This is a genomic window from Devosia soli (assembly GCF_000970455.1).
GTDB classification, from domain to species: domain Bacteria; phylum Pseudomonadota; class Alphaproteobacteria; order Rhizobiales; family Devosiaceae; genus Devosia; species Devosia soli.
On the sequence record NZ_LAJG01000033.1, the window covers coordinates 62,150 to 82,558 of the forward strand.

At 61.2% G+C, this 20,409-nt stretch carries 21 protein-coding genes; 9 read left to right on the plus strand and 12 right to left on the minus strand.

Annotated elements, in window-relative coordinates; translation table 11 throughout:
• The first annotated feature begins 101 nt into the window (after positions 1-101).
• From VW35_RS15635 to VW35_RS15650, 4 genes are read left to right on the plus strand one after another with little or no spacing between them, the layout of a single operon-like run.
• A complete protein-coding gene (locus VW35_RS15635) occupies positions 102-1,025 on the plus strand; it encodes an ABC transporter permease (protein WP_046144022.1) in 924 nt (307 codons plus the stop codon).
• Between the two features lie 32 nt (positions 1,026-1,057).
• A complete protein-coding gene (locus VW35_RS15640) occupies positions 1,058-1,945 on the plus strand; it encodes an ABC transporter permease (protein WP_046144059.1) in 888 nt (295 codons plus the stop codon).
• Between the two features lie 10 nt (positions 1,946-1,955).
• Positions 1,956-2,798 carry an ATP-binding cassette domain-containing protein gene (locus VW35_RS15645; protein ID WP_052951786.1) on the plus strand — a complete coding sequence of 281 codons (843 nt, stop codon included), beginning with the start codon at positions 1,956-1,958 and terminating at the stop codon, positions 2,796-2,798.
• Positions 2,795-3,667 carry an ATP-binding cassette domain-containing protein gene (locus tag VW35_RS15650; RefSeq protein ID WP_052951787.1) on the plus strand — a complete coding sequence of 291 codons (873 nt, stop codon included), beginning with the start codon at positions 2,795-2,797 and terminating at the stop codon, positions 3,665-3,667. The genes VW35_RS15645 and VW35_RS15650 overlap by 4 nt, the downstream gene beginning before the upstream one ends.
• Positions 3,668-3,697: 30 nt before the next feature.
• Here the strand turns inward: VW35_RS15650 and VW35_RS15655 are convergent, their stop codons facing one another.
• The 4 genes from VW35_RS15655 to hpt all read right to left on the minus strand — a co-directional run bounded on the left by VW35_RS15655 (position 3,698) and on the right by hpt (position 6,026).
• Complete coding sequence (locus tag VW35_RS15655; RefSeq protein WP_046144023.1) at positions 3,698-4,489, minus strand: anti-sigma factor family protein; 792 nt, start codon at positions 4,487-4,489, stop codon at positions 3,698-3,700.
• Complete coding sequence (locus VW35_RS15660) at positions 4,486-4,992, minus strand: sigma-70 family RNA polymerase sigma factor (protein WP_046144024.1); 507 nt, start codon at positions 4,990-4,992, stop codon at positions 4,486-4,488. The genes VW35_RS15655 and VW35_RS15660 overlap by 4 nt, the downstream gene beginning before the upstream one ends.
• 14 nt (positions 4,993-5,006) lie before the next feature.
• The gene (locus tag VW35_RS15665; protein ID WP_152662622.1) at positions 5,007-5,399 is read right to left on the minus strand and encodes a COG4315 family predicted lipoprotein; all 393 of its coding nucleotides are present in this window, start codon (positions 5,397-5,399) and stop codon (positions 5,007-5,009) included.
• A gap of 78 nt (positions 5,400-5,477) precedes the next feature.
• Entirely contained in the window at positions 5,478-6,026 is a 549-nt protein-coding gene (gene hpt / locus VW35_RS15670) for a hypoxanthine phosphoribosyltransferase (protein WP_046144025.1), read from the minus strand.
• Positions 6,027-6,174: 148 nt separating this feature from the next.
• On the opposite strand from hpt, the gene VW35_RS21625 reads away from it, so the two are divergent.
• Positions 6,175-6,417: a DUF982 domain-containing protein gene (locus VW35_RS21625; RefSeq protein WP_046144026.1), complete on the plus strand. Its 243-nt coding sequence runs from the start codon at positions 6,175-6,177 to the stop codon at positions 6,415-6,417.
• Positions 6,418-6,458: 41 nt separating this feature from the next.
• Here VW35_RS21625 and VW35_RS15680 read toward each other — a convergent pair whose 3' ends face one another.
• The 5 genes from VW35_RS15680 to VW35_RS15700 all read right to left on the minus strand — a co-directional run bounded on the left by VW35_RS15680 (position 6,459) and on the right by VW35_RS15700 (position 14,525).
• A complete protein-coding gene (locus tag VW35_RS15680) occupies positions 6,459-7,886 on the minus strand; it encodes a glutamate synthase subunit beta (RefSeq protein WP_046144027.1) in 1,428 nt (475 codons plus the stop codon).
• A gap of 11 nt (positions 7,887-7,897) precedes the next feature.
• A complete protein-coding gene (locus VW35_RS15685; protein ID WP_152662623.1) occupies positions 7,898-8,188 on the minus strand; it encodes a hypothetical protein in 291 nt (96 codons plus the stop codon).
• A gap of 5 nt (positions 8,189-8,193) precedes the next feature.
• Positions 8,194-12,933: a glutamate synthase large subunit gene (gene gltB, locus VW35_RS15690; RefSeq protein WP_083982892.1), complete on the minus strand. Its 4,740-nt coding sequence runs from the start codon at positions 12,931-12,933 to the stop codon at positions 8,194-8,196.
• Positions 12,934-13,433: 500 nt separating this feature from the next.
• A complete protein-coding gene (gene dps, locus VW35_RS15695) occupies positions 13,434-13,907 on the minus strand; it encodes a DNA starvation/stationary phase protection protein Dps (protein ID WP_046144029.1) in 474 nt (157 codons plus the stop codon).
• A 162-nt stretch (positions 13,908-14,069) separates the two neighbouring features.
• The gene (locus VW35_RS15700; RefSeq protein WP_046144030.1) at positions 14,070-14,525 is read right to left on the minus strand and encodes an Hsp20 family protein; all 456 of its coding nucleotides are present in this window, start codon (positions 14,523-14,525) and stop codon (positions 14,070-14,072) included.
• A gap of 391 nt (positions 14,526-14,916) precedes the next feature.
• Here VW35_RS15700 and VW35_RS15705 point away from each other — a divergent pair, with 391 nt between their 5' ends.
• The 4 genes from VW35_RS15705 (at position 14,917) to VW35_RS21630 (ending at position 18,319) form a co-directional block, all read left to right on the plus strand.
• Positions 14,917-15,891 (plus strand): alpha/beta fold hydrolase, encoded by a 975-nt coding sequence (locus VW35_RS15705; protein WP_052951788.1) that lies wholly within the window; start codon positions 14,917-14,919, stop codon positions 15,889-15,891.
• Between the two features lie 63 nt (positions 15,892-15,954).
• Positions 15,955-17,271: a TadE/TadG family type IV pilus assembly protein gene (locus tag VW35_RS15710; RefSeq protein WP_046144031.1), complete on the plus strand. Its 1,317-nt coding sequence runs from the start codon at positions 15,955-15,957 to the stop codon at positions 17,269-17,271.
• Positions 17,268-17,804, plus strand: a complete 537-nt coding sequence (locus tag VW35_RS15715; protein ID WP_046144032.1) for a TadE/TadG family type IV pilus assembly protein — start codon at positions 17,268-17,270, stop codon at positions 17,802-17,804. The genes VW35_RS15710 and VW35_RS15715 overlap by 4 nt, the downstream gene beginning before the upstream one ends.
• Positions 17,804-18,319, plus strand: coding sequence for a TadE/TadG family type IV pilus assembly protein (locus tag VW35_RS21630; protein WP_046144033.1), 516 nt, complete (start codon positions 17,804-17,806; stop codon positions 18,317-18,319). Before VW35_RS15715 ends, VW35_RS21630 begins: the two co-directional genes overlap by 1 nt.
• A 3-nt stretch (positions 18,320-18,322) precedes the next feature.
• Here the strand turns inward: VW35_RS21630 and VW35_RS15725 are convergent, their stop codons facing one another.
• From VW35_RS15725 to VW35_RS15730, 3 genes are read right to left on the minus strand one after another with little or no spacing between them, the layout of a single operon-like run.
• Positions 18,323-19,117: an inositol monophosphatase family protein gene (locus VW35_RS15725; RefSeq protein WP_046144034.1), complete on the minus strand. Its 795-nt coding sequence runs from the start codon at positions 19,115-19,117 to the stop codon at positions 18,323-18,325.
• Positions 19,118-19,147: 30 nt separating this feature from the next.
• The gene (locus tag VW35_RS21635) at positions 19,148-19,327 is read right to left on the minus strand and encodes a hypothetical protein (protein WP_161796928.1); all 180 of its coding nucleotides are present in this window, start codon (positions 19,325-19,327) and stop codon (positions 19,148-19,150) included.
• Positions 19,328-19,380: 53 nt separating this feature from the next.
• On the minus strand, positions 19,381-20,274 hold the full coding sequence (locus VW35_RS15730) for an N-formylglutamate amidohydrolase (RefSeq protein ID WP_244465918.1): 894 nt from the start codon (positions 20,272-20,274) through the stop codon (positions 19,381-19,383).
• Between the last annotated feature and the right edge of the window lie 135 nt (positions 20,275-20,409).

Genomic DNA, 20,409 nt, shown 5'->3' on the forward strand with positions numbered 1-20,409 from the left:
AAAAATGAGAGCGTGGGGGCCAGCGGCCCCCACGGTTCTTTTGCCGCATGCGCCTTCCGGCATTTCCGGATGAGGCGCCCCGGCCTAGGAGTTTCTAACACATGTTGGGCTATGCCTTCCGGCGCGTGCTTTCGGCTATTCCGATTGCGCTGATCGCCGTTACAGTCTGCTTTTTCATTCTGCGCCTGGCGCCGGGCGGCCCCTTCGACGGCGAGCGGGCCTTGCCCCCGACCGTGCTCGCCAATCTGCGCGCCCACTACAATCTCGATCAGCCGCTGGTCGTTCAGTATTTCATCTATGTCTGGCGCCTGATCCAGGGCGATCTCGGACCATCGATGGTGATCGACGGGTTCGACGTGGCGGACCTGATCCGCATCGGCTTTCCCTTCACGCTGACCATGGCGCTTTGCGCCTTCGTGATCGCGACGAGCATCGGCATTCTCGCCGGTATTCTGGCTGCAGTGAACCAGAACAAGTGGCCTGACTATGTGCTCGTGCTGATCGTGATGATCGGCGTCGTCATTCCCAATTTCCTCAATGCCGCGCTGTTGCAGCTCTTGTTCGGCGTGCATCTCGGCTGGTTGCCGGCCGGTGGCTGGGTTTCGGGCTCGATCGCCCATCTCGTCCTGCCGGTGACGGTCCTTGCCTGGCCCCATGCAGCCCGCATCAGCCGGCTCATGCGCGGGTCGATGATCGAGGTTCTGGGGTCGAACTATGTGCGCACGGCGCGGGCCAAGGGTCTCGGCGAGCGTCTGGTTCTGGCGCGCCATGCCATCAAGCCTGCGCTTCTGCCGGTCGTGTCCTATCTCGGGCCAGGCCTATCCTATCTTCTGACCGGCTCGCTCGCCGTCGAGCAGATTTTCGGCCTTCCCGGTATCGGCAAGTATTTTGTCACCGCGGCGCTCAACCGCGACTATGGCATCGTGCTCGGCACGACGATCCTCTACATGTTCATCATCCTCGCCCTCAATCTCATCGTCGACCTCGTCTATGCCTGGCTCGACCCCAAGGTGAGGTACCGCTAATGCCCGGCATCACCGGTAAAGACACGGTCCTGATGGACTATGCCAACAAGCTCGCAGCGCTCGACGCGCCCAAGGGGCGCTCGCTGACGCAGGACGCATTGCGGCGGCTTTCGAAAAACAAGGCGGCGGTCGTTTCGATCGGTCTTGTCATTCTCATCATTCTCGTTGCCTTCATCGGCCCGTTCTTCGTGCCGTGGGGTTATTCGGAGGTCGACTGGACCTCGATCCGCAAGCCACCCGATTTTGCCAAGGGGCATTATCTCGGCACCGACCAGAACGGGCGCGACATGCTCGCCCGCGTGCTGCAGGGTACGCAGATGAGCCTTATCGTGGCCGCTGTGGCGACCGTGGTTTCGGTCTCCATCGGGGTCATCTATGGCGCGGTATCGGGCTATTTCGGTGGACGCGTCGACTCTCTGATGATGCGCTTCGTCGACGTGATGTATGCGCTGCCCTATATCCTTTTCGTCATCATTCTCGTTGTGATGTTCGGGCGCAATCCGGTGCTGCTGTTCGTCGGCATCGGCGCCATCGAATGGTTGACCATGGCGCGCATCGTGCGTGGACAGACCCTTTCGATCAAGGAGAAGGAATTCATCGAGGCAGCTCGCGCGAGCGGGGCAAAGCCATTCACCATCATCATGCGGCACATCGTGCCCAACCTGACCGGCCCGGTCGTCATCTACGCGACGCTGACCATTCCCGAGATCATTATCGCAGAAAGCTTCCTGTCCTATCTCGGCCTTGGCGTGCAGGAGCCACAGACCTCGCTCGGTACGCTGATTTCCGCCGGTGCGCCGGTGGCTGAAGTCCTGCCCTGGATGCTTCTTGGGCCGGCAGCCGTGCTCGTCACGCTGCTTCTCTGCCTCACCTATATCGGCGACGGTCTGCGCGATGCGCTCGACCCGAAGGATCGGTAAGGAGACCAAAATGGCATTGCTAGAAGTCAAGAATCTCAAAGTCGACTTCCTGACCGATGACGGTCCCGTCCATGCGGTCAAGGATCTGTCCTATACGCTCGAAAAGGGCAAAACCCTTGCCATCGTGGGGGAAAGCGGCTCGGGTAAGACCCAGGGTGCCTTTGCCCTTCTCGGGCTGCTGCCCAAGAACGGGCGGGCCACGGGATCGGCCGTTTTCGACGGGCGGGATATCCTCAACCTGCCGCGCAAGCAGATGAATGCCTACCGCGCCGAGCGTATCGGCATCATCTTCCAGGATCCGATGACCTCGCTCAATCCCTATCTGCGTATCTCGCGCCAGATGACGGAGGTGCTGGAACTGCATCGCGGCATGAGCCATTCGGCAGCGCTTGCCGAAAGCGTGCGCATGCTCGACGCGGTCCGGATTTCGGACGCGAAAAACCGGGTCCATATGTATCCGCACGAGTTTTCGGGCGGTATGCGGCAGCGCGTCATGATCGCCATGGCGCTGTTGTGCAGCCCGGAGCTGCTGATTGCCGACGAGCCGACAACGGCGCTCGACGTTACGGTACAGGCAGAAATCATCGACCTTCTGGTCGACCTGCAGGAGGATTTTGGTACGTCCATCATCCTGATTACGCACGATCTCGGCATCGTGGCCGGGACGTGCGAAGATACGCTCGTGATGTTCGACGGCCGGGTGATGGAATATCGCAAAACCGAAGACATCTTCGATAATCCAGAACACCCCTATACCCAAGGGCTGCTTGCGGCCGTGCCGCGGCTCGATCGCAAGGTCGATCGTCTTTCGACCGTCTCCTATGAATTCATGGCCGCAAAAGGTGACGCATGAGCGGAAACGAAAAAGAGCCCATCCTGAAGGTTCGTGAACTTTCGGTTGAATTCACCATCGGCTCGGGCGGTCTCCTGGGCGGCAAGAAAATCCTGCGGGCGGTCAAGAATGTCTCGTTCGACCTCTACCAGGGCGAAACGCTCGGCATTGTGGGCGAAAGTGGCTGTGGCAAATCCACGCTGTCGCGGGCGATCATTCGCCTCCTTCCGGCGAGCTCGGGGCAAGCGGTGTGGTTCGGGCGTGATATCCAGCAGATGAACAACACTGAATTGCTCGGCCTGCGCAAGGATATCCAGATGATCTTTCAGGATCCGCTGGCCTCGCTCAATCCGCGCATGACGGCCGGCGACATCATTGCCGAACCGCTCAAGATCCACATGCCGCATATCGGGCGCGAGGAGCGCGCGTTGCGTGTTGCCGAGATGATGCAGAAGGTCGGCCTCCTGCCCGGCATGATCAATCGCTATCCGCACGAGTTTTCCGGCGGGCAGTGCCAGCGTATCGGCATTGCACGGGCGCTGATCACCAATCCCAAGCTGATCATCTGCGACGAGGCGGTGTCGGCGCTCGACGTTTCGATCCGCGCGCAGGTGGTCAACCTATTGATGGACCTGCAAAAGGAACTCGGCATTTCGCTCTTGTTCATTTCGCACGATATCGCCGTCGTCCGGCACATCGCGCAGCGGATCATGGTGCTCTATTTCGGAGAAGTGGTGGAGATTGGCGAAGCCGAGCAGGTGACGATGGATCCGCACCACGACTATACCAAGCGCCTCATTGCCTCGGTGCCGGTGCCCGATCCGCGGGTCGAAATGCAGCGCCGCGAGGAGCGGCGACGCTTGCGCAAGGCGGCTGCCGCCGCAGCATGAGGTTTTGAAAGGCCGGGGCAACCCGGCCTTTCAGATTTCGTAGCCGTCGCCCGACGGATTGAGCTGCGCAAAAACGGCGGATGCGATGGCCTCGAGTTTGTCGGCTGAGTAGGGGGCGGTGATCGTGCAGGTCAGCATGTCGTCGGACCAGAACAGGGCGGTGTCCGCACCAAGACTGGCGAGCTCGGTGCGGGGCGCGTCGATGCCGGGGCGCGGAGTGATGTAAAGGGTCAGGCGCTCGCCATTGGCGTCTTCATACATGAGCTGCGCTGCCTTGCCGCCCGGCACATCTGGCGCAGGCAGCAGGCGGCCGCCCAAGAATGTCAGCCCCGAAGCCGTGAGATCGGGCATGGCGAGATTGGTCTGCAGGCGATTGGAAAGCCAGGAGGAAAGGTGTTCCTCTTCGTCGCCGCCGACTTCCACGGCGTGTCTTTTTTCAAGGACATAGACCGTATGGGCGCTGACCGCATCGGCGATCAGCCGGTCGGCAATGCCGGGCGTATCGGCATTGCCGCGGAGGAGCCAGCCTCCGGCAAGGCCGACGCCGACCAGCACGACGGCGGCAGCAGCCTGTGTCAAAAACCGGTTGTTGCGGCGGCGACCAGAATGGGCGATGCGATCGACCGACAAACGGACCGGTATAGGCTCGGCTCCGGCCGGGGCATAAAGGGTGCGGATGGCGTCGTTTTGCCGTTGCAGCAGGGCGACTTCCGCCGCCACTTCGGGATTGGCAGCGAGGAACGCTTCCACTTCCGTACGGCCGGTGGGATCAAGATGACCATCGACAAAGGCCATGAGCGTGTCGCGGGTGATGCCGCTCATTTGACGGTCCTCAGATGGGGCTCGGCGGGAGCGCCGGTCAGGGTTTTCAGCGTCGCGCGGGCGCGGCCGAGGCGGCTCATCAGCGTGCCGAGGGGAATGGCGAGAATGTCGGCGGCCTCCTTATAAGCAAGGCCTTCGAGGGTAACCAGAAGCAGGGCCTCCTTTTGCTCGGGCGGCAGGGTGTCGATGGCGCGGGCGAGTTCAGCGAGCGCGAGATGGCCGGGCTGGGCAGGCGGAACCGCAGGCTCGGGGATGCTTGAGAGATCAATCGTGTCTCCGCTGCGGCGCTGGCCGCGGAGACTATTGCGGTAGAGATTGACGAGAATGGTGAAAAGCCACGGGCGCACCTGCCCGGTTGGCCGGAACAGCCGGCGCCGGGAAATGGCGCGTTCGAGACAATCCTGCACAAGATCGTCGGCGCGATCGACGTCGCGCGTCAGCGCTCGCGCATAGCGGCGCAGCGCGGGAACCGCGTCCTCGATCTCGTGCAGGATGTCAGCCAAAATCGGCCTCGGGATTATTCAATGGCAAGATGCCAGACGCCGCCGACGCCGTCACCCTTGGTTTCTCCAGCTGCGGTATCTTCATACCAGTAGTAAAGGGGCATAGATTTATATGCCCACATTTTCGTCCCGTCGGTGCGGTCGACGATGGTGAAATCGCCCTCAGCTTTGGCCGATGCGTCTGCGAAGAGCGGGGGCCATTTTTCGGCGCAGGTGTCGTAGCAGTTGCTGACGCCGGCCGTGTCCTTGTCAAAGATATAGAGCGTCATGCCATTGGTGTCGGTCAGCACCATCTTGCCGCCGATGTCGGTGGATTTAACGGCGCCGCCGAGATAGTCGGTGGCAAAGGACGGGGCGGCAAAAATGGCCAATGCAGCGGCACTGGCGAGAAGGGTGCGCAGGATCATGATGTATCTCCTCAAAGCGGGCGCCAGATGCGGCCCGCATTGAGACGAACACCGGGGATCGATTTTTAATCCAAGCTCTCAGGAATTTTCTTCCGTGAAGCGGACGGCACCGATGTGGGGGAGGTTGCGGTTGCGCTGCGCATAGTCAATGCCGTAGCCGACGACAAAGCGATCCGGAATCTCAAAGCCGATCCATTTGGCGTTGATTTCGGTTTCGCGGCGGCTCGGCTTGCTGAGCAGGGCGCAGACTTCCATGCGGCGGGGATGGCGGGTTTCGAGGATTTCGAGGACGTGCTTGAGGGTGTGGCCGGTGTCGATGATGTCTTCGACGACAAGCACGTCTCGATTGGCGATTTCACCGCGCAAGTCCTTGAGAATGCGAACTTCCCGGCTCGATTCCATGGCATTGCCATAGGACGAGGCCTCGATGAAATCGACTTCGACCGGCAGGTCGAGTTCACGCACCAGATCGGCGATGAAGATGAATGAGCCGCGCAGAAGTCCGACGACCACAAGCTTGTCCGTGTCGTCGAAGTGGGTCGAAATTTCCTTGGCCAAGGCCTCTACGCGCGCGGCAATGGATTTGGCGGAGATTAGTTCATCGACGACGTAAGGCTTTTGGGTCATGACGGCTATCCGGGGAAGGTGCCTTTCCTTACCCGACCTTGGATTACGCTGCCACCCTGCGGTTTGGATTCACCTGCGATCACATTGGGGCAGGGGCGGAACGGAGGCGAGCGCATGCCGTTGGCGATGGGCAGAACGAGGAAGTTTTATGCTCGACACTCTTCACACCTGGGAACGGCCGCTGACCATCACGCTCAATGGCGAACCACTCGTCGTCGTTGCGCCGGCGCAGGCCCGCAATATCCTGCTGCTCGATTGGCCCGCCGAACGCGGCGACAAGCACAAGATCGCGAGCGATCTTTGCCTTGCCGCGATGGAAGGCGCCAATCCTGAGCCGGCCTATCTCGCATTCATGGATGCAACGATCGAAGCGGGCATTTTCGTCGAGTAAGATAACCCCGCCCAATCCGGGCGGGGATAAGTTTTCAAAAATTACTTCGGGAGGGCCGTCTTGCCCATGAGATCGAAGTCGATCGACCGGGCAGCCTGGCGGCCTTCGCGGATGGCCCAGACGACGAGCGACTGGCCGCGACGCATGTCACCGGCGGCATAAACCTTGGGCTTGGACGTGCGGTAAGTCATTGTATCGGCGAAGAGATTGCCGCGCTTGTCATAATCAGCGCCGAGTTCGGTCAGCATGCCCTCGTGCACCGGGCCGGCAAAGCCGATGGCCAGCAAAACCAGGTCGGCCTTGATGATGAATTCCGAACCGGGGATCGGCTGGCGCTTGCGATCGACGCGGGCACATTCGACGCCGGTGACCTGACCCTTGGCATTGCCGAGGATCTTCATGGTGCCAGCGGAAAACTCGCGGATGGCGCCTTCGGCTTGCGAGGACGAGGTGCGCATCTTGACCGCCCAGTTGGGCCAGTTGGTCAATTTGTTCTCGAGTTCCGGCGGCATCGGGCGGACGTCGAGCTGGGTGACGGCGATGGCGCCTTGGCGGAAAGACGTGCCAACACAATCACTTGCCGTATCGCCGCCACCGACGACGACGACATGCTTGCCGGCGGCAGAGAGCTGGACTTCATGGCTGACATCCTCGCCGCCGACGCGGCGATTTTGCTGGACAAGGAAGGGCATGGCGTAGTGAACGCCGTTGAATTGCTGGCCTTCGACATCGACCGGACGGGGGCGTTCGGCACCACCGCAGAGGAGGACGGCGTCATGGTCCTGCTGCAGTTCCGATAGCATTACGTTAACGCCGACATTGGCATTGAAGTGGAACGTCACACCTTCGGCTTCCATCTGGGTAACGCGGAAGTCGATGTGGTCCTTTTCCATCTTGAAATCGGGGATGCCGTAGCGGAGGAGACCACCGGCGCGGGGTTCGCGTTCAAAGAGATGAACGTCGTGTCCGGCACGGGCGAGCTGCTGGGCGGCGGCAAGACCGGCAGGGCCGGAACCGACGACGGCGACCTTCTTGCCAGTCTTTTCAGCGGCGATCTGCGGCTTGACCCAACCCGAACGGATCGCCTTGTCGGCGATGGCCTGTTCGACGGTCTTGATCGCGACCGGCGCGTCTTCGAGGTTGAGCGTGCAGGCTTCCTCGCAGGGCGCGGGGCAGATGCGGCCGGTGAACTCGGGGAAATTGTTGGTCGAGTGGAGATTGCGCGCGGCTTCTTCCCAATCGCCGTTGTAGACGAGGTCATTCCAGTCCGGGATCTGGTTATGGACCGGGCAGCCGGTATCGCCGTGGCAGAAGGGAATGCCGCAATCCATGCAGCGCGCGGCCTGATCGGTGACGCGCCCTTCGCTCAGGGGAATGGTGAATTCGCCGAAGTGACGAATGCGGTCGGAAGCCGGCTCGTAGCGCGGTTCTTCGCGGTCGATTTCGAGAAAGCCTGTTACCTTACCCATGGCTTTGCCCCTTACTTCAACAGATCTTCGGAATAAGGCTTGCAGCTTGCGGACTCGAATTTGCCGCCGGCAAATTCGGGCAAGTTCATCGCTTCCACCTGATTGAGAAAGGTGGGCAGTTGGTCGCGATAGCCTTCGCGGCATTGTTCAAGGCTATACCCATCGGGCGCCGTGAACAGGAGCGATTTGAGCGAGCCGTCCGGAAGGCGGTAGTCGATGACCACCGCCGCCTCGGGGGCTGCAAAAGCTGGCACAGTCATAACGGACAGCACCAAGGCTGCAGTCGCCAGTTTCTTCAGCATCCTCATCACTCCGCCGCCACATGCGGGGTCGCGCCGCGCTTCTTTTCCATCTCGAGGATGGCGCGGCGATATTCGACCGGCATGACCTTGACGAACTTGGGGCGCATTTCGACCCAGTTGTCGAGGATCATCTTGGCCTTGGTCGAACCGGTATAGTGGAGGTGGTTCGAGATGAGCTGATGGAGGCGCTCGTCGTCGTGCTTGGTCATGTCGCCGGAGATGTCGACGCGGCCATGCCATTCGAGGTCCCCACCGTGGTGGTGGAGCTTGCGCATCAGCTCTTCTTCTTCCTGCACCGGTTCGAGATCGACCATGGCGAGGTTGCAGCGGCTGCGGAACGTCTGGTCCTCATCGAGGACATAGGCGACGCCGCCCGACATGCCGGCTGCAAAGTTGCGACCGGTGGGGCCGATGACGACAACAAGGCCGCCAGTCATATATTCGCAGCCATGATCGCCCGTGCCTTCAACAACAGCGATGGCGCCGGAATTGCGGACAGCGAAACGTTCGCCGGCAATGCCGCGGAAGTAGGCTTCACCGGCAATGGCGCCATAAAGCACCGTGTTGCCGACAATGATGGACTTGTTGGGGTCGAACGAGACCTTGTCGGACGGGCGAACGACGATGCGGCCGCCGGAGAGACCCTTGCCGACATAGTCATTGGCGTCGCCGATCATGTCGATCGAGATGCCCTTGGCGAGGAAGGCGCCAAAGGCTTGACCAGCCGTGCCGCGCAGGGTGATCGAGATCGTGTCTTCGTTGAGCCCTTCATGGCCATACTTTTTGGCAAGAGCGCCGGACAGCATGGCGCCGGCCGAACGATCGCGCGAGCGGATCGGCAGCTCGAACTGAACGGGCGTGCCGTCTTCGAGAGCGGGCTTGGCGAGCTCGATGAGCTTGCGATCAAGCACGTCTTCCAAGTGATGGTTCTGCAGTTCGGAATGGTAGAGCGTGTCGCCGCCGAGCGGTTCGGGCTTATAGAAGACTTTTGCGAGATCGATGCCTTCGCTCTTCCAGTGATCCTCGGCGCGGCGCTGATCGAGAAGGTCGGAGCGGCCGACCAGCTCGTTGAGCGTGCGCGCGCCCATCTGCGCCATCAGGCCACGCAGTTCTTCGGCGATGAAAAAGAAGTAGTTGATGACGTGCTCGGGCGTGCCCTTGAAGCGCTTGCGCAGCACCGGGTCCTGGGTGGCGACGCCAACCGGGCAGGTGTTGAGGTGGCACTTGCGCATCATGATGCAGCCGGCCGCGATCAGCGGAGCGGTCGAGAACCCGAATTCGTCGGCGCCGAGGAGGGCACCGATGAGGACGTCACGGCCGGTCTTGAGGCCACCATCGACCTGCAGCTTTACGCGAGAACGGAGGCGATTGAGGACGAGGGTCTGGTGGGTTTCGGCGAGGCCGATTTCCCATGGGCCGCCGGCGTGCTTCAATGAGGTCAGGGGCGAAGCGCCGGTGCCGCCATCATAGCCGGAAATGGTGATGTGATCGGCACGTGCCTTGGCAACGCCGGCCGCAACCGTGCCGACGCCCATTTCGGACACAAGCTTGACGGAGATATCGGCCTCTTCGTTGACGTTCTTGAGATCGTAAATGAGCTGGGCGAGATCTTCGATCGAGTAGATGTCGTGGTGCGGCGGCGGGGAGATGAGGCCCACGCCCGGGGTCGAATGACGGGTCTTGGCGACGATCCAGTCGACCTTGTGGCCAGGCAGCTGGCCGCCTTCGCCGGGCTTGGCACCCTGCGCGACCTTGATCTGGATCTGGTCGGAATTGACGAGATATTCGGTGGTGACGCCAAAGCGGCCGGAGGCGACCTGCTTGATGGCAGAGCGCAAGGGGTTCTGCGAGCCATCGGGCAGGGGCTTATAGCGATCGGGCTCTTCGCCGCCTTCGCCGGTGTTGGACTTGCCGCCGATCCGGTTCATGGCGATGGCGAGCGTCGTGTGCGCTTCGCGGCTGATCGAACCGAAGCTCATGGCACCGGTGACGAAGCGCTTGACGATATCGGCGGCGCTTTCGACTTCTTCGAGCGGCACTTCGGGGCCGAGCGGCTTGATGTCGAAGAGGTGGCGAATGGCGAGATAGCCGTTTTCGCCAGAGTTCACGCGGGCGGCAAAGCTGTTGTAGCGGTCCTGCGCGGTTTCCGGGCTCTCTTCGAACGTACGGACGGCGTGCTGGAGATCGGCAACGACGTCCGGGCTCCAGGCGTGCTTTTCGCCGCGGATGCGATAGGCATATTCGCCGCCGACATCGAGGGACTTCTTGAGGACGATGTCGTCGCCGAAAGCTTCGGCGTGACGGCGCACGGTTTCTTCCGAAACTTCGGCAAGGCCGACGCCTTCGATCGAGGTGGCGGTGCCGAAGAAGAACTTCTTCACAAAGTCGGAGTTGAGGCCGACCGCGTCAAAGATCTGGGCGCCGCAATAGGACTGGTAGGTCGAAATGCCCATCTTGGACATGACCTTGAGAAGCCCCTTACCGACCGACTTGATGTAGCGGTAGACGACTTCGTCGGCCGAGACTTCCGGCGGATATTCGCCTTCGGCATGAAGCGCGGCGAGCGCTTCGAAGGCGAGATAGGGGTTGATTGCTTCAGCGCCATAGCCGGCGAGCATGGCGAAGTGATGCATTTCGCGGGCTTCGCCGGTTTCGACGACGAGACCCGACGAGGTGCGCAGACCCTTGCGGATCAGGTGGTGGTGAACGGCAGCGGTCGCGAGCAGCGCCGGAATGGCGATGCGATCGGCGGCGACGAGGCGGTCCGAAAGGATGATGATGTTGTATTCGCCGCGGACGGCTTCTTCGGCGACGGCGCAGAGATCATCGAGGGCCTTCTCCATGCCTTCGGCGCCCTGGGACACATGGTAGGTGATGTCCAGCGTACGCGTCTTGAACTGATTGTCTTCCATATCACCAATGCCGCGGATCTTTTCGAGATCCTCGTTGGTGAGAATGGGCTGGCGGACTTCGAGGCGCTTTTGCTTACTGACGCCTTCGAGGTCAAAAATGTTCGGGCGCGGGCCGATGAAGGAGACAAGGCTCATCACCGATTCCTCGCGGATCGGATCGATGGGCGGGTTGGTCACCTGCGCGAAGTTCTGCTTGAAGTAGGTATAGAGGAGCTTCGACTTGTTCGAGAGCGCCGAGATCGGCGTGTCCGTGCCCATCGAGCCGACGGCTTCCTGACCGGTGGTGGCCATGGGCGCCATCAGGAGCTTGATGTCTTCCTGGGTGTAGCCAAAGGCCTGCATACGATCGAGCAGGGACTCCGAAGTGGTCGGAGCCTTGGGCTCGGTTTCGGGCAGGTCTTCAAGGACGATCTGCGAACGAGCCAACCATTCGGCATAGGGATTCTTGGTGGCGAGCGTCTTCTTGATCTCGTCGTCGGAGATGATCCGGCCTTCTTCGAGGTCGATCAGCAGCATGCGGCCGGGCTGGAGGCGCCAGCGCTCGACGATGTCTTCGTCCGGGATATCGAGGACGCCGGATTCCGAGGCGAGGACGACATGGCCTTCGCGCGTGACAAGGTAGCGCGCGGGGCGGAGGCCGTTGCGGTCAAGGGTCGCAACGACATAGCGGCCATCGGAGAGCGACATGGCGGCAGGGCCGTCCCATGGCTCCATGAGGGCTGCGTGATATTCATAGAAAGCGCGGCGCGTTTCATCCATCAGCGGATTGCCGGCCCAGGCTTCGGGGATCAGCATCATCGCCGCGTGGGGCAGGGAATAGCCGCCGCGAACGAGGAATTCGAGCGCGTTGTCGAAGCACGCGGTGTCGGACTGACCTTCATAGGAGATCGGCCAGATCTTGGTGATGTCATCGCCAAAGAGCGGCGAGGAGACGGAAGCCTGGCGCGCTGCCATCCAGTTGACGTTGCCACGGATGGTGTTGATTTCACCATTGTGGGTGGTCATGCGATAGGGATGCGCGAGCTTCCAGCTTGGGAAGGTGTTGGTCGAGAAACGCTGGTGGACGAGGGCGATGGCGCTCTCGAAGTCCGGGTCCGACAGATCGGGATAGAAGGCGCCGAGCTGGTAGGCGAGGAACATGCCCTTGTAGACGAGCGTGCGCGCGGACATCGAGACGACATAGAAGCCGTTGTCGCTGTCGCTTTCGGGCACCGTCTTATAAACGGTGTTGGAAATGACCTTGCGCACGATGAGGAGCTTGCGCTCGAATTCGTCCACGGTCATGCCATCGGGGCGGGCGATGACCATCTGCTCGATGATGGGCTGGGTTGCGATGACGCCTTCGGAGAGCTTTGAATTGTCGACGGGGACGACGCGCTCGCCGAGCAATTCGAGGCCTTCTGCATCAAGGCAGGCGCGGACGGCGGCGGCGCAGCGATCGCGCAAAGCGACCACGTTGGGATAAAAGATCATGGCCACGGCGTAGTGGCCCTTTTCCGGCAGGGCGAAGGGCAGGACCTTCTTGAAGAAGGCGTGCGGGGTCTGCACCAGAATGCCGGCGCCATCGCCCATCAGGGGGTCGGCGCCCACGGCGCCACGGTGTTCGAGGTTCTCGAGGATTTCGAGACCTTTTTCGACCACTTCGTGGCTGGGCTTGTTCTTGATGTTGGCGATCATGCCGATGCCGCAGGCGTCGGATTCGTTGGCCGGATCATAAAGACCCTGGGCCTCGGGGCGGCCCGTGACGATGCGGCCGTTTTCGATCAGCGTGGTTTTGCGAGCATTGGCTTTCGCGGTGACCGGAAGGGAATATCCGTTCGTCTCGTGTGCCATATCGTGTTCCTCGCTATCTGATCGCGCCTGGTGCCAGGCTTGGTTCGCTATGTCGTGTGCATCCTGATGGTGCCGGTGCCGGCCCGCTGGATGCAGTCTTGTTCCTCTTGGGCACATTGCTCGGTCGGGTCGTACGCTGTACGGCTCGAACGGGCAAATCAACCCTGTTTGGGGAGCGGCGCTGCATCCAAATGGCCGCTCGAACTTCGGGCTCGATATTAGCCCCGCCTATTCGTTTCCGCTATCCTGTAGCGGGCCAGCCGAACCAGCGTGCACGCTTGGCCGCGGAGAGCGGGGCGCGCGTCAGATAGGACAGAAGCACTGCCCTAACAGCTTCACATTTGCATAATTCAAAACTGCGCACAAGCGGTTTCACCCAAATCCCGCCATAAAAAATAGGACTTTCCTATTTTTCCTATAGGAGATTGTAGGAGAGGTGCGCTGGAAATGCAAAAAGCGCGCAGGGGAGCGCGCTTTTTATGGTTAACGAAGCCTAAATCCTATTCGAGATGGGATTTGATGAACCAAAGATCCTTGTCGAGCTCGCGCGAGAAATTGGTAAGGATGTCGGCAGTATCGGCATCCCCGGCTTCATCGGTGGTGTCGATATCTTCACGCACCTGGTTGGCGAGAGCGGCATAGCGCTCGGCGAGGGCGGCAAGGTGATCGGCGACCTTACGGATATCGGTAGGATAGGCTTCGAGGCTCGTTGCTTTGGCGACGACCTGGCTGGTGCCCAGCGCAATGCCATCGAGCTGGGCGACGCGTTCGGCGATGATGTCGACGTGATTGTCGATGGCGGCGCGCATGGGATCGAGCATCTCGTGGACGCCTATGAAGTTGGGACCCTTGAGGTTCCAGTGCGCCTGCTTGGTGATCAGAGCAAGATCGATGGCGTCGGCGAGGCGCGCGTTGAGCACGTCGATGACGGCGGCCTTGGCGTTGGATTTAAGGGTGATCGAGGGTGTTTTCATCGGAAGTGTCCTGACGCTGGTTGAGGTTCGCTGCGGCGCGAGCCGCTTGCATCTTCAACTTTTGAGACGATGGACTCGTTCCTCGCGCCCAGAGCAGGGCTGACAAACAAAAAGCGCGGCCCCCAGGGGGACCGCGCCTTCTTCATTCCGAAGAATGACCCGTTAGTTCACGGATTTATCTTCGATGGTCGGGGTGCTGCCATTGATCTGAATGGTGCGCGGCTTCTTGCTTTCGGGCAGTTCGCGCTTCAGTTCGAGATGGAGCAGGCCGTTTTCGAGCGTCGCGCCCTGGACCTCGACATAATCGGCAAGCTGGAAACGCAGCTCGAAGGCGCGTTCGGCAATGCCGCGATGGAGGAATTCGCGCTTGGTATCAGCGCTCTCTGTGGGCTTGGCGCCCTTGACGACGAGGCTGTTCTCCTTGGTCTCGATGGCGATATCGCCATTGGAGAACCCGGCTACGGCGATGGAGATGCGATAGGCATCTTCGCCGGTGCGCTCAATATTATAGGGCGGGTAGGACTTGGCTTCCTGGGTGCCCAGGGTATCGAGGCGGTTGAACAGACGGTCAAAGCCGACGGTGGAACGATAGAAGGGGGAAAAGTCGAAGGTCTGCATGTTCACATTCTCCGTAAAGCAACGTGTGTTTCGAGCCGGTGCCTGCACGTGCTCCCAGATGTGGCGAGCGGCAGTTCGGCAGGGCCGGTGTCCCCGGAAATCCGGCGGACGAGTGATATTTAGGTGCGTGTTTTTCGGGTTCAAGGGGGTGAAATTCACGCTCCGACTTTTTGAATATGAACGGAAAATGAATGGACCGGTACAGGGTCGTTCAGGCGGCGCGCGGCATAAGGGGAGGGTAGATCGTCATGGTCTGCGCTATGCGGTTCCGTCATCCGCCCCCCGCACGGGACCGCCTGGAAAAGAGAGCCAGCATTCCTCCAGCCCGGAATGCTGGCTTTTCTTTACTCCGCGCGTTTATCGTGCGGCAGAATCTTCGGAGGCGCCCCCCGTGACCGCAGCGGTCGAACCCACTGGACCCAAGCTCGCTATCGTTCCGTCCAACCCGGTGCCGGAGGGCGTGCGGCTCGGCTATGTCACCACCCCGGATCGAGTGAAGCTGCGCTATGCCATCTGGCCCAAATCGGCAGGGCCGCACCGCGGGACGGTGTGCCTTGTCCAGGGCCGCACGGAATATATCGAAAAATACTTCGAAACCGTCGCCGATTTCCAGGCGCGGGGCTTTGCCGTCGCGACCTTCGACTGGCGCGGGCAGGGCGGATCGGACCGGCTGATCGGTCATCCCCATGTCGGTTATGTCGACCGCTTCGAGGACTATTGGACCGACCTCAAGACCTTTCACGGCCAAATCTTGCTGCCCGATTGCCCGCCGCCGTTTTATCTCGTTGGTCATTCGATGGGTGGGCTGGTGGCGCTCGATGCGGCAACGCGCGACCGGATGATGTTCGACCGCATGTTTTTGTCGGCTCCGATGGTGAGCCTTGCAGGCATGGAGCACAGCATCGGAGCCTGGGGTGCCTTTGCCGAGGCGTTGAGTTTTTTGGGACTGGGGGCGATGCCGCTCAAGCGCAAGGGCGATAGCCGGCCCGATGAAGCCCATTTTACCAGGAGCCCGCTGACGTCCGACCTTTTGCGCTATACCCGCATGGTCGATACGATCCGCGCCGATGACGGACTTTATATTGGATCGCCCAGCTTTCGCTGGCTGGCTGCGGCTATGAAGGCGATGACCGAGACCAACCGGGAGAATTTTGCAAGCCGGCTGCAGATTCCGCTGCTGGTCCTGGCGGCGGCGCGCGACACGATCGTATCGACGCCGGCCCTCGAACAGCTCGGGCTCCGCCTGCGCAATGGGCGGCACATGGTGATCGCCGGGGCCAAGCACGAACTCTTCATGGAGACCGATGCGGTGCGCGGCCAGGTGCTCGCCGCCTTCGACGCCTTCATCACGCACCAGACCCGCTAAGTCTTTCGTAACAACGATGGCATAAGGATTTTTCCGGACCCAGAAGGGTCGTGGGAGCCTTAGTTGAAACGCTTGGCGCGATTGCTGCAAGATGAGCATGGCAATGTTGCGATCATTGCAGCATTCATGATCATCCCCATGCTGGTGCTGGCGGGTGGCGCAACCGACATCGCGCGCCAGGAAATGCATCGGGTGCAATTACAGGACGGGGTCGACCGCGCCGTGCTCGCGGCCGCATCGCTGACCCAGGCCAGGACCGTCGAGCAGACCGCGACGGAATATCTCAAGACCGTCAGCTTCATCGACGATGTCGACCTCGACTATCAGTATAGCGCCGCGCTCAATCACCGTTCGGTGACGATCACCGGGCGCTACGACATGCCGACGAGTTTCCTGCCGCTGATCGGCATCGAAACCCTGCCCATAGTCGCGACGGCTACGGCGCAGGAGCGACGGCAGAATCTCGAAATTTCGCTGATGCTCGATATTTCGGGCTCCATGCTGGACAACAGCCCATCGCGCATCAACCTGCTGCGTCCGGCAGCCAAGCAGTTCATCGATGCGATGATTACGCCGGACACGGCGCCGTATACCTCGATCAGCATTGTTCCATATGCCGGCACGGTCAACCCGGGGGCGGTGGCGTTCGGGCTCCTCGGGACGACGCGGCAGCACAATTACTCGTCCTGCGTCGAGTTCGATCACACAGCCAACAAGGACTACGGCACCGGCTGGGTGGCCTTCGACCATCGTGCGCAAGTGCCGCATTTCACCGAAAACCATGCCAGCAATCCCGCCGGCAAGGAGTGGTCTTATTGTCCTTATGAAGCGACATCGATCACCTACCTTTCCAACAATGCAACGACGCTGAAAGCCAAGATCGACAGCATGAAGCTGCACGATGGTACCGGTTCGGGCGTCGCCACCAATTGGGGTTATCTGCTGCTCGATCCTTCCGCCCGGCCCTTCATCGGCCGAATGGCGGCCTTGGGACAGGTGCCGATGCCCTTTGCCAATCGCCCCGCCGCGTTCGCCGATGGCGAAACGCTTAAAGTTCTTGTGCTGATGACGGATGGCGGGATCACCTCGCAGCGCCGGCCGGTCGCTGCCAAATATAGCTATCCCAGAAGTCCCGAAGGCGGGGGCAGCAACTACGACTATCAGTCGCAGTCTGCAGCGTCGACATCGCTGCGGCGCGTTTGCCAGCTGGCAAAGCAGAATGGCGTGATTGTCTTTACGATCGGATTTTACACAACCAACGCCGACCTGACGACCTGCGCCTCGAGCGCGAGCCACTTTTATAACGTAACGGGCAGTGGGATTACCCTGGCGTTTCAGTCGATCGCCAACAATATCCAAAGCCTCAAGCTGACCCAATGAGGTTTTGGCCCAAGCGATCAGCAAAACGGCTGGGACGGGACACGCGCGGGGCCGCGGCCGTCGAATTCGCCATGGTCGTGCCGCTGCTCTTTGCGGTGATCTTTTCGATCTTCGAAGGCGGCTGGATCATGCTGCAGTCGATCATGCTCGATCGGGCGGTCGACATGACGGTGCGCGAACTGCGCCTCGGCACCTTTGCCGCGCCGACACATGAAGCCATGCGCCAAAGGGTATGCGACCGGGCAGTGGTGCTGCTCGATTGCACGCAGTCGCTGACGCTCGAGCTCATCCCGATCACCAGCGGTTCGGCAAGCTATCCGACAGACAATGCCCGCTGCGTCAACCGCAGCAGCCCGATCGCCCCGACGCTGCGTTTCAATGCCGGGGCGCGATCCGACATCATGTTCGTGCGCGCCTGCCTGGTCGTATCGCCACTGACACCCGGCCTTGGCCTTGGCCTTGCACTCCCCAAGGACGAAACGGGCGCGGTGCGGCTGATCTCCAAATCCGCCTTCAACAACGAGCCGGCGTGATGGCTCGGATGATCGCTTTTTTCCAGGATCAGCGCGGAGCTTCGGCCACGGAGTTTGCGATCTTCCTGCCGGTGCTGATGGCGCTTCTCATGGGCTCGATCACCGCTTTCGACCTCTTCCGCACGGCGCAGAACGTCGAGAAAGCGACCTTTACCATCGGCGACATGCTGGCGCGCGAAAAGGGCTCGCTCAATGCGACCAAGCTTGGGGACATGCTGGTTTTGCTGCGCAATACGGTGCCGAGTGCGAGCGATGGCGGTTTGCGGGTGTCGAGCGTCGCCATGGTCAATGGCCAGTTCCAAGTACGCTGGTCAAAGAGCGTCGGCACCAATGTGCCGACGACCCCGCTCGATGCGAACCTGTTCCCCCATATCGCTGATGGCGACACGGTGCTTTTGACGGAAAGCTTCGTGCCACACGAGGCCATGGTCGCCGGCTTCGGCATCAATTCGATCACCTTTTCGGCGCGCGCCGCCTATCGGCCACGCTTCGTCACAGCCATCGCCTATCAGTAGTTTTCAGGCCCTGTTGACGAGGTCGAGCGCCTTTTCGAGCAGCGCCTGACTGGCAGCGGCGACGACATTGCCGCCGCCGGTTGGCTCGGAACCATCCCAGCAGGCTATGGCGCCGCCTGCTTCGCGAATGATCGGCACGAGGGCGGCGATATCATAGGTATTGAGATAGGGCTCGATAACGAGGTCGGCATGTCCGGCGGCAAGAAGGGCGTAGCCGTAGCAATCCATGCCGAAGCGCTGGAGCCGGGTGGCCGATTCGATGGCGGCCCACTTGCGGGCCAATTGGGGCGTGTCGAAGAGTTTCGGGGTGGTCGTGAACACGCGGGCTGAAGCAAGTTCGGTGAGCCCGCTCGTCCGGTTGGCCTGGCTGAGGCCGGCGCGCTGATAGCGCGACTGTCCGGGACGAGCGAGAAAGCTTTCCCCGATGAAGGGCTGGCTCATGATGCCGGCGCGCGCGACGCCGTCTATCGCAAAGCCGATCAGGGTGCCCCAGACCGGGGCGCCGGAGATGAAGGCCCGGGTGCCATCGACCGGGTCGATGATCCAGGTGAAGCGGCTCTCCCCGCTCGTGCCCCACTCTTCTCCGATAATGGCATGATCGGGGAAAGCGTCGGTGATGATGGCGGCAATCACTTTTTCGGCGCCCTTGTCGGCCTCGGTGACCGGATCAAAACCGGCTTCAAGCTTGTTATCGACGCTGAGGCCCGTGCGGAACAATGGCAGTGTGTGGGCTGCGGCGGCATCGGCGGCGGCCAGCAGCGTTGATTCGATGCGTGAAAAATCGACAGGTTCGGCCATGGCTCAACTCGCTCTGCGGACGCGCGAGGTTTAGGCAGGCAGGACGCCGGCGGCAAGGGCAAAGCCTTCTGGTTTATTTTTGCAACAAGCCTTGGCCAAGTGCTGTGGACACCTGGCCAAGGCTTGCAACGATGCAGGATCAGGTTCAAGCCAGAAGGGCATGATGCGCTTTTGGGGCGGCGGATCTTTCTGCCCGAGGGCAAAGCGCATTGTTCCTCCCTTGACTGGGCCGTCCTTCGGGGCGGCCCTTCTTCGTTCCGGGATTATTCGGCGGCGCGGCCAAGGGTCATCGGCGGGGCTGCTAGGGCAATGAGATCGAGCCCGACAAGGGCGTGGATCAGCCCGCCGATCAATTGCCGCATCGGCTCGAAACCGGAGTTTTTTTCGAGCGTCGTCTCGTTCATGTAAAGGTGGCGGCTAACCTCGATCTGCAGCGCATGAACACCATGCTGCGGCCGCCCATAGGAGCGGGTGCAGAAGCCGCCGGCATAGGGGCGATTGCGGGCGACGCGGAGACCAGCGGCGGTGAAGACGGTTTCGACGAGATCGATGAGCCCGGTGGCGCAGGTCGTGCCATAGCGATCGCCGAGGACGATGTCGGGTGTCGCCTTTTCGCCATTGCGCCCGAGCCGGGGCATGGAATGGCAATCGATCAGCACCGCAACGCCGAAACCGGTGGCGGCCTCGCTCAGCAGATTCTGCAGGGCCGCATGATAGGGATGATAGATGCCCTCGATGCGCATGCGCGCGTCATCAAGGGTCAGCCGGTCGCGGTAGATCGGCTTATTTTCCGCGACCACTTTGGCCAGCGTGCCAAGACCGGCGGCAACGCGCGGGGAGGTGGTGTTGAACCGGTCGGAAAGCGGTTCGACGAACATGGTCGGGTCGAGTTCCCAAGGCTCACGATTGACGTCGAGATAGGCGCGGGGGAAATGGGCCCGCAGCATCGGCGCGCCAAGATGGGGCGCACGCCCGAAGAGTTCATCGACAAAGGCGTCTTCGGACTGGCGGATCGAAAGATGATCGAGCCGGGTCATGGCAAGAAAACGCGCGGGATAATTGCGGCCCGAATGGGGAGAGTTGAACACGATTGGCGCGACCATGCGGCGCGGCCGGATGGTTTCGAATGCCGGTTGATCCCAATAGTCGGATCGCACGCTGCCTCCGCAGATCCCGCTCGAGACGGAGCGGGTTAGAGTGATTTGCTGTCACCCAAGTGTCGCGCGCTCGAGCCAACTTGTCCAGTCGCCTGCAAAAACACGTCACAGGCACGGGCGGGCGGTTGCGTGCGC

Bases quoted from the DNA above. Each gene is read 5' to 3' on its own strand.
- VW35_RS15635 (WP_046144022.1), top strand. From the start codon at position 102: ATGTTGGGCTATGCCTTCCGGCGCGTGCTTTCGGCTATTCCGATTGCG.
- VW35_RS15640 (WP_046144059.1), top strand. From the start codon at position 1,058: ATGGACTATGCCAACAAGCTCGCAGCGCTCGACGCGCCCAAGGGGCGC.
- VW35_RS15645 (WP_052951786.1), top strand. From the start codon at position 1,956: ATGGCATTGCTAGAAGTCAAGAATCTCAAAGTCGACTTCCTGACCGAT.
- VW35_RS15650 (WP_052951787.1), top strand. From the start codon at position 2,795: ATGAGCGGAAACGAAAAAGAGCCCATCCTGAAGGTTCGTGAACTTTCG.
- VW35_RS15655 (WP_046144023.1), bottom strand. From the start codon at position 4,489: ATGAGCGGCATCACCCGCGACACGCTCATGGCCTTTGTCGATGGTCAT.
- VW35_RS15665 (WP_152662622.1), bottom strand. From the start codon at position 5,399: ATGATCCTGCGCACCCTTCTCGCCAGTGCCGCTGCATTGGCCATTTTT.
- hpt (WP_046144025.1), bottom strand. From the start codon at position 6,026: ATGACCCAAAAGCCTTACGTCGTCGATGAACTAATCTCCGCCAAATCC.
- VW35_RS21625 (WP_046144026.1), top strand. From the start codon at position 6,175: ATGCTCGACACTCTTCACACCTGGGAACGGCCGCTGACCATCACGCTC.
- VW35_RS15680 (WP_046144027.1), bottom strand. From the start codon at position 7,886: ATGGGTAAGGTAACAGGCTTTCTCGAAATCGACCGCGAAGAACCGCGC.
- VW35_RS15685 (WP_152662623.1), bottom strand. From the start codon at position 8,188: ATGCTGAAGAAACTGGCGACTGCAGCCTTGGTGCTGTCCGTTATGACT.
- gltB (WP_083982892.1), bottom strand. From the start codon at position 12,933: ATGGCACACGAGACGAACGGATATTCCCTTCCGGTCACCGCGAAAGCC.
- dps (WP_046144029.1), bottom strand. From the start codon at position 13,907: ATGAAAACACCCTCGATCACCCTTAAATCCAACGCCAAGGCCGCCGTC.
- VW35_RS15700 (WP_046144030.1), bottom strand. From the start codon at position 14,525: ATGCAGACCTTCGACTTTTCCCCCTTCTATCGTTCCACCGTCGGCTTT.
- VW35_RS15715 (WP_046144032.1), top strand. From the start codon at position 17,268: ATGAGGTTTTGGCCCAAGCGATCAGCAAAACGGCTGGGACGGGACACG.
- VW35_RS21630 (WP_046144033.1), top strand. From the start codon at position 17,804: ATGGCTCGGATGATCGCTTTTTTCCAGGATCAGCGCGGAGCTTCGGCC.
- VW35_RS15725 (WP_046144034.1), bottom strand. From the start codon at position 19,117: ATGGCCGAACCTGTCGATTTTTCACGCATCGAATCAACGCTGCTGGCC.
- VW35_RS21635 (WP_161796928.1), bottom strand. From the start codon at position 19,327: ATGCGCTTTGCCCTCGGGCAGAAAGATCCGCCGCCCCAAAAGCGCATC.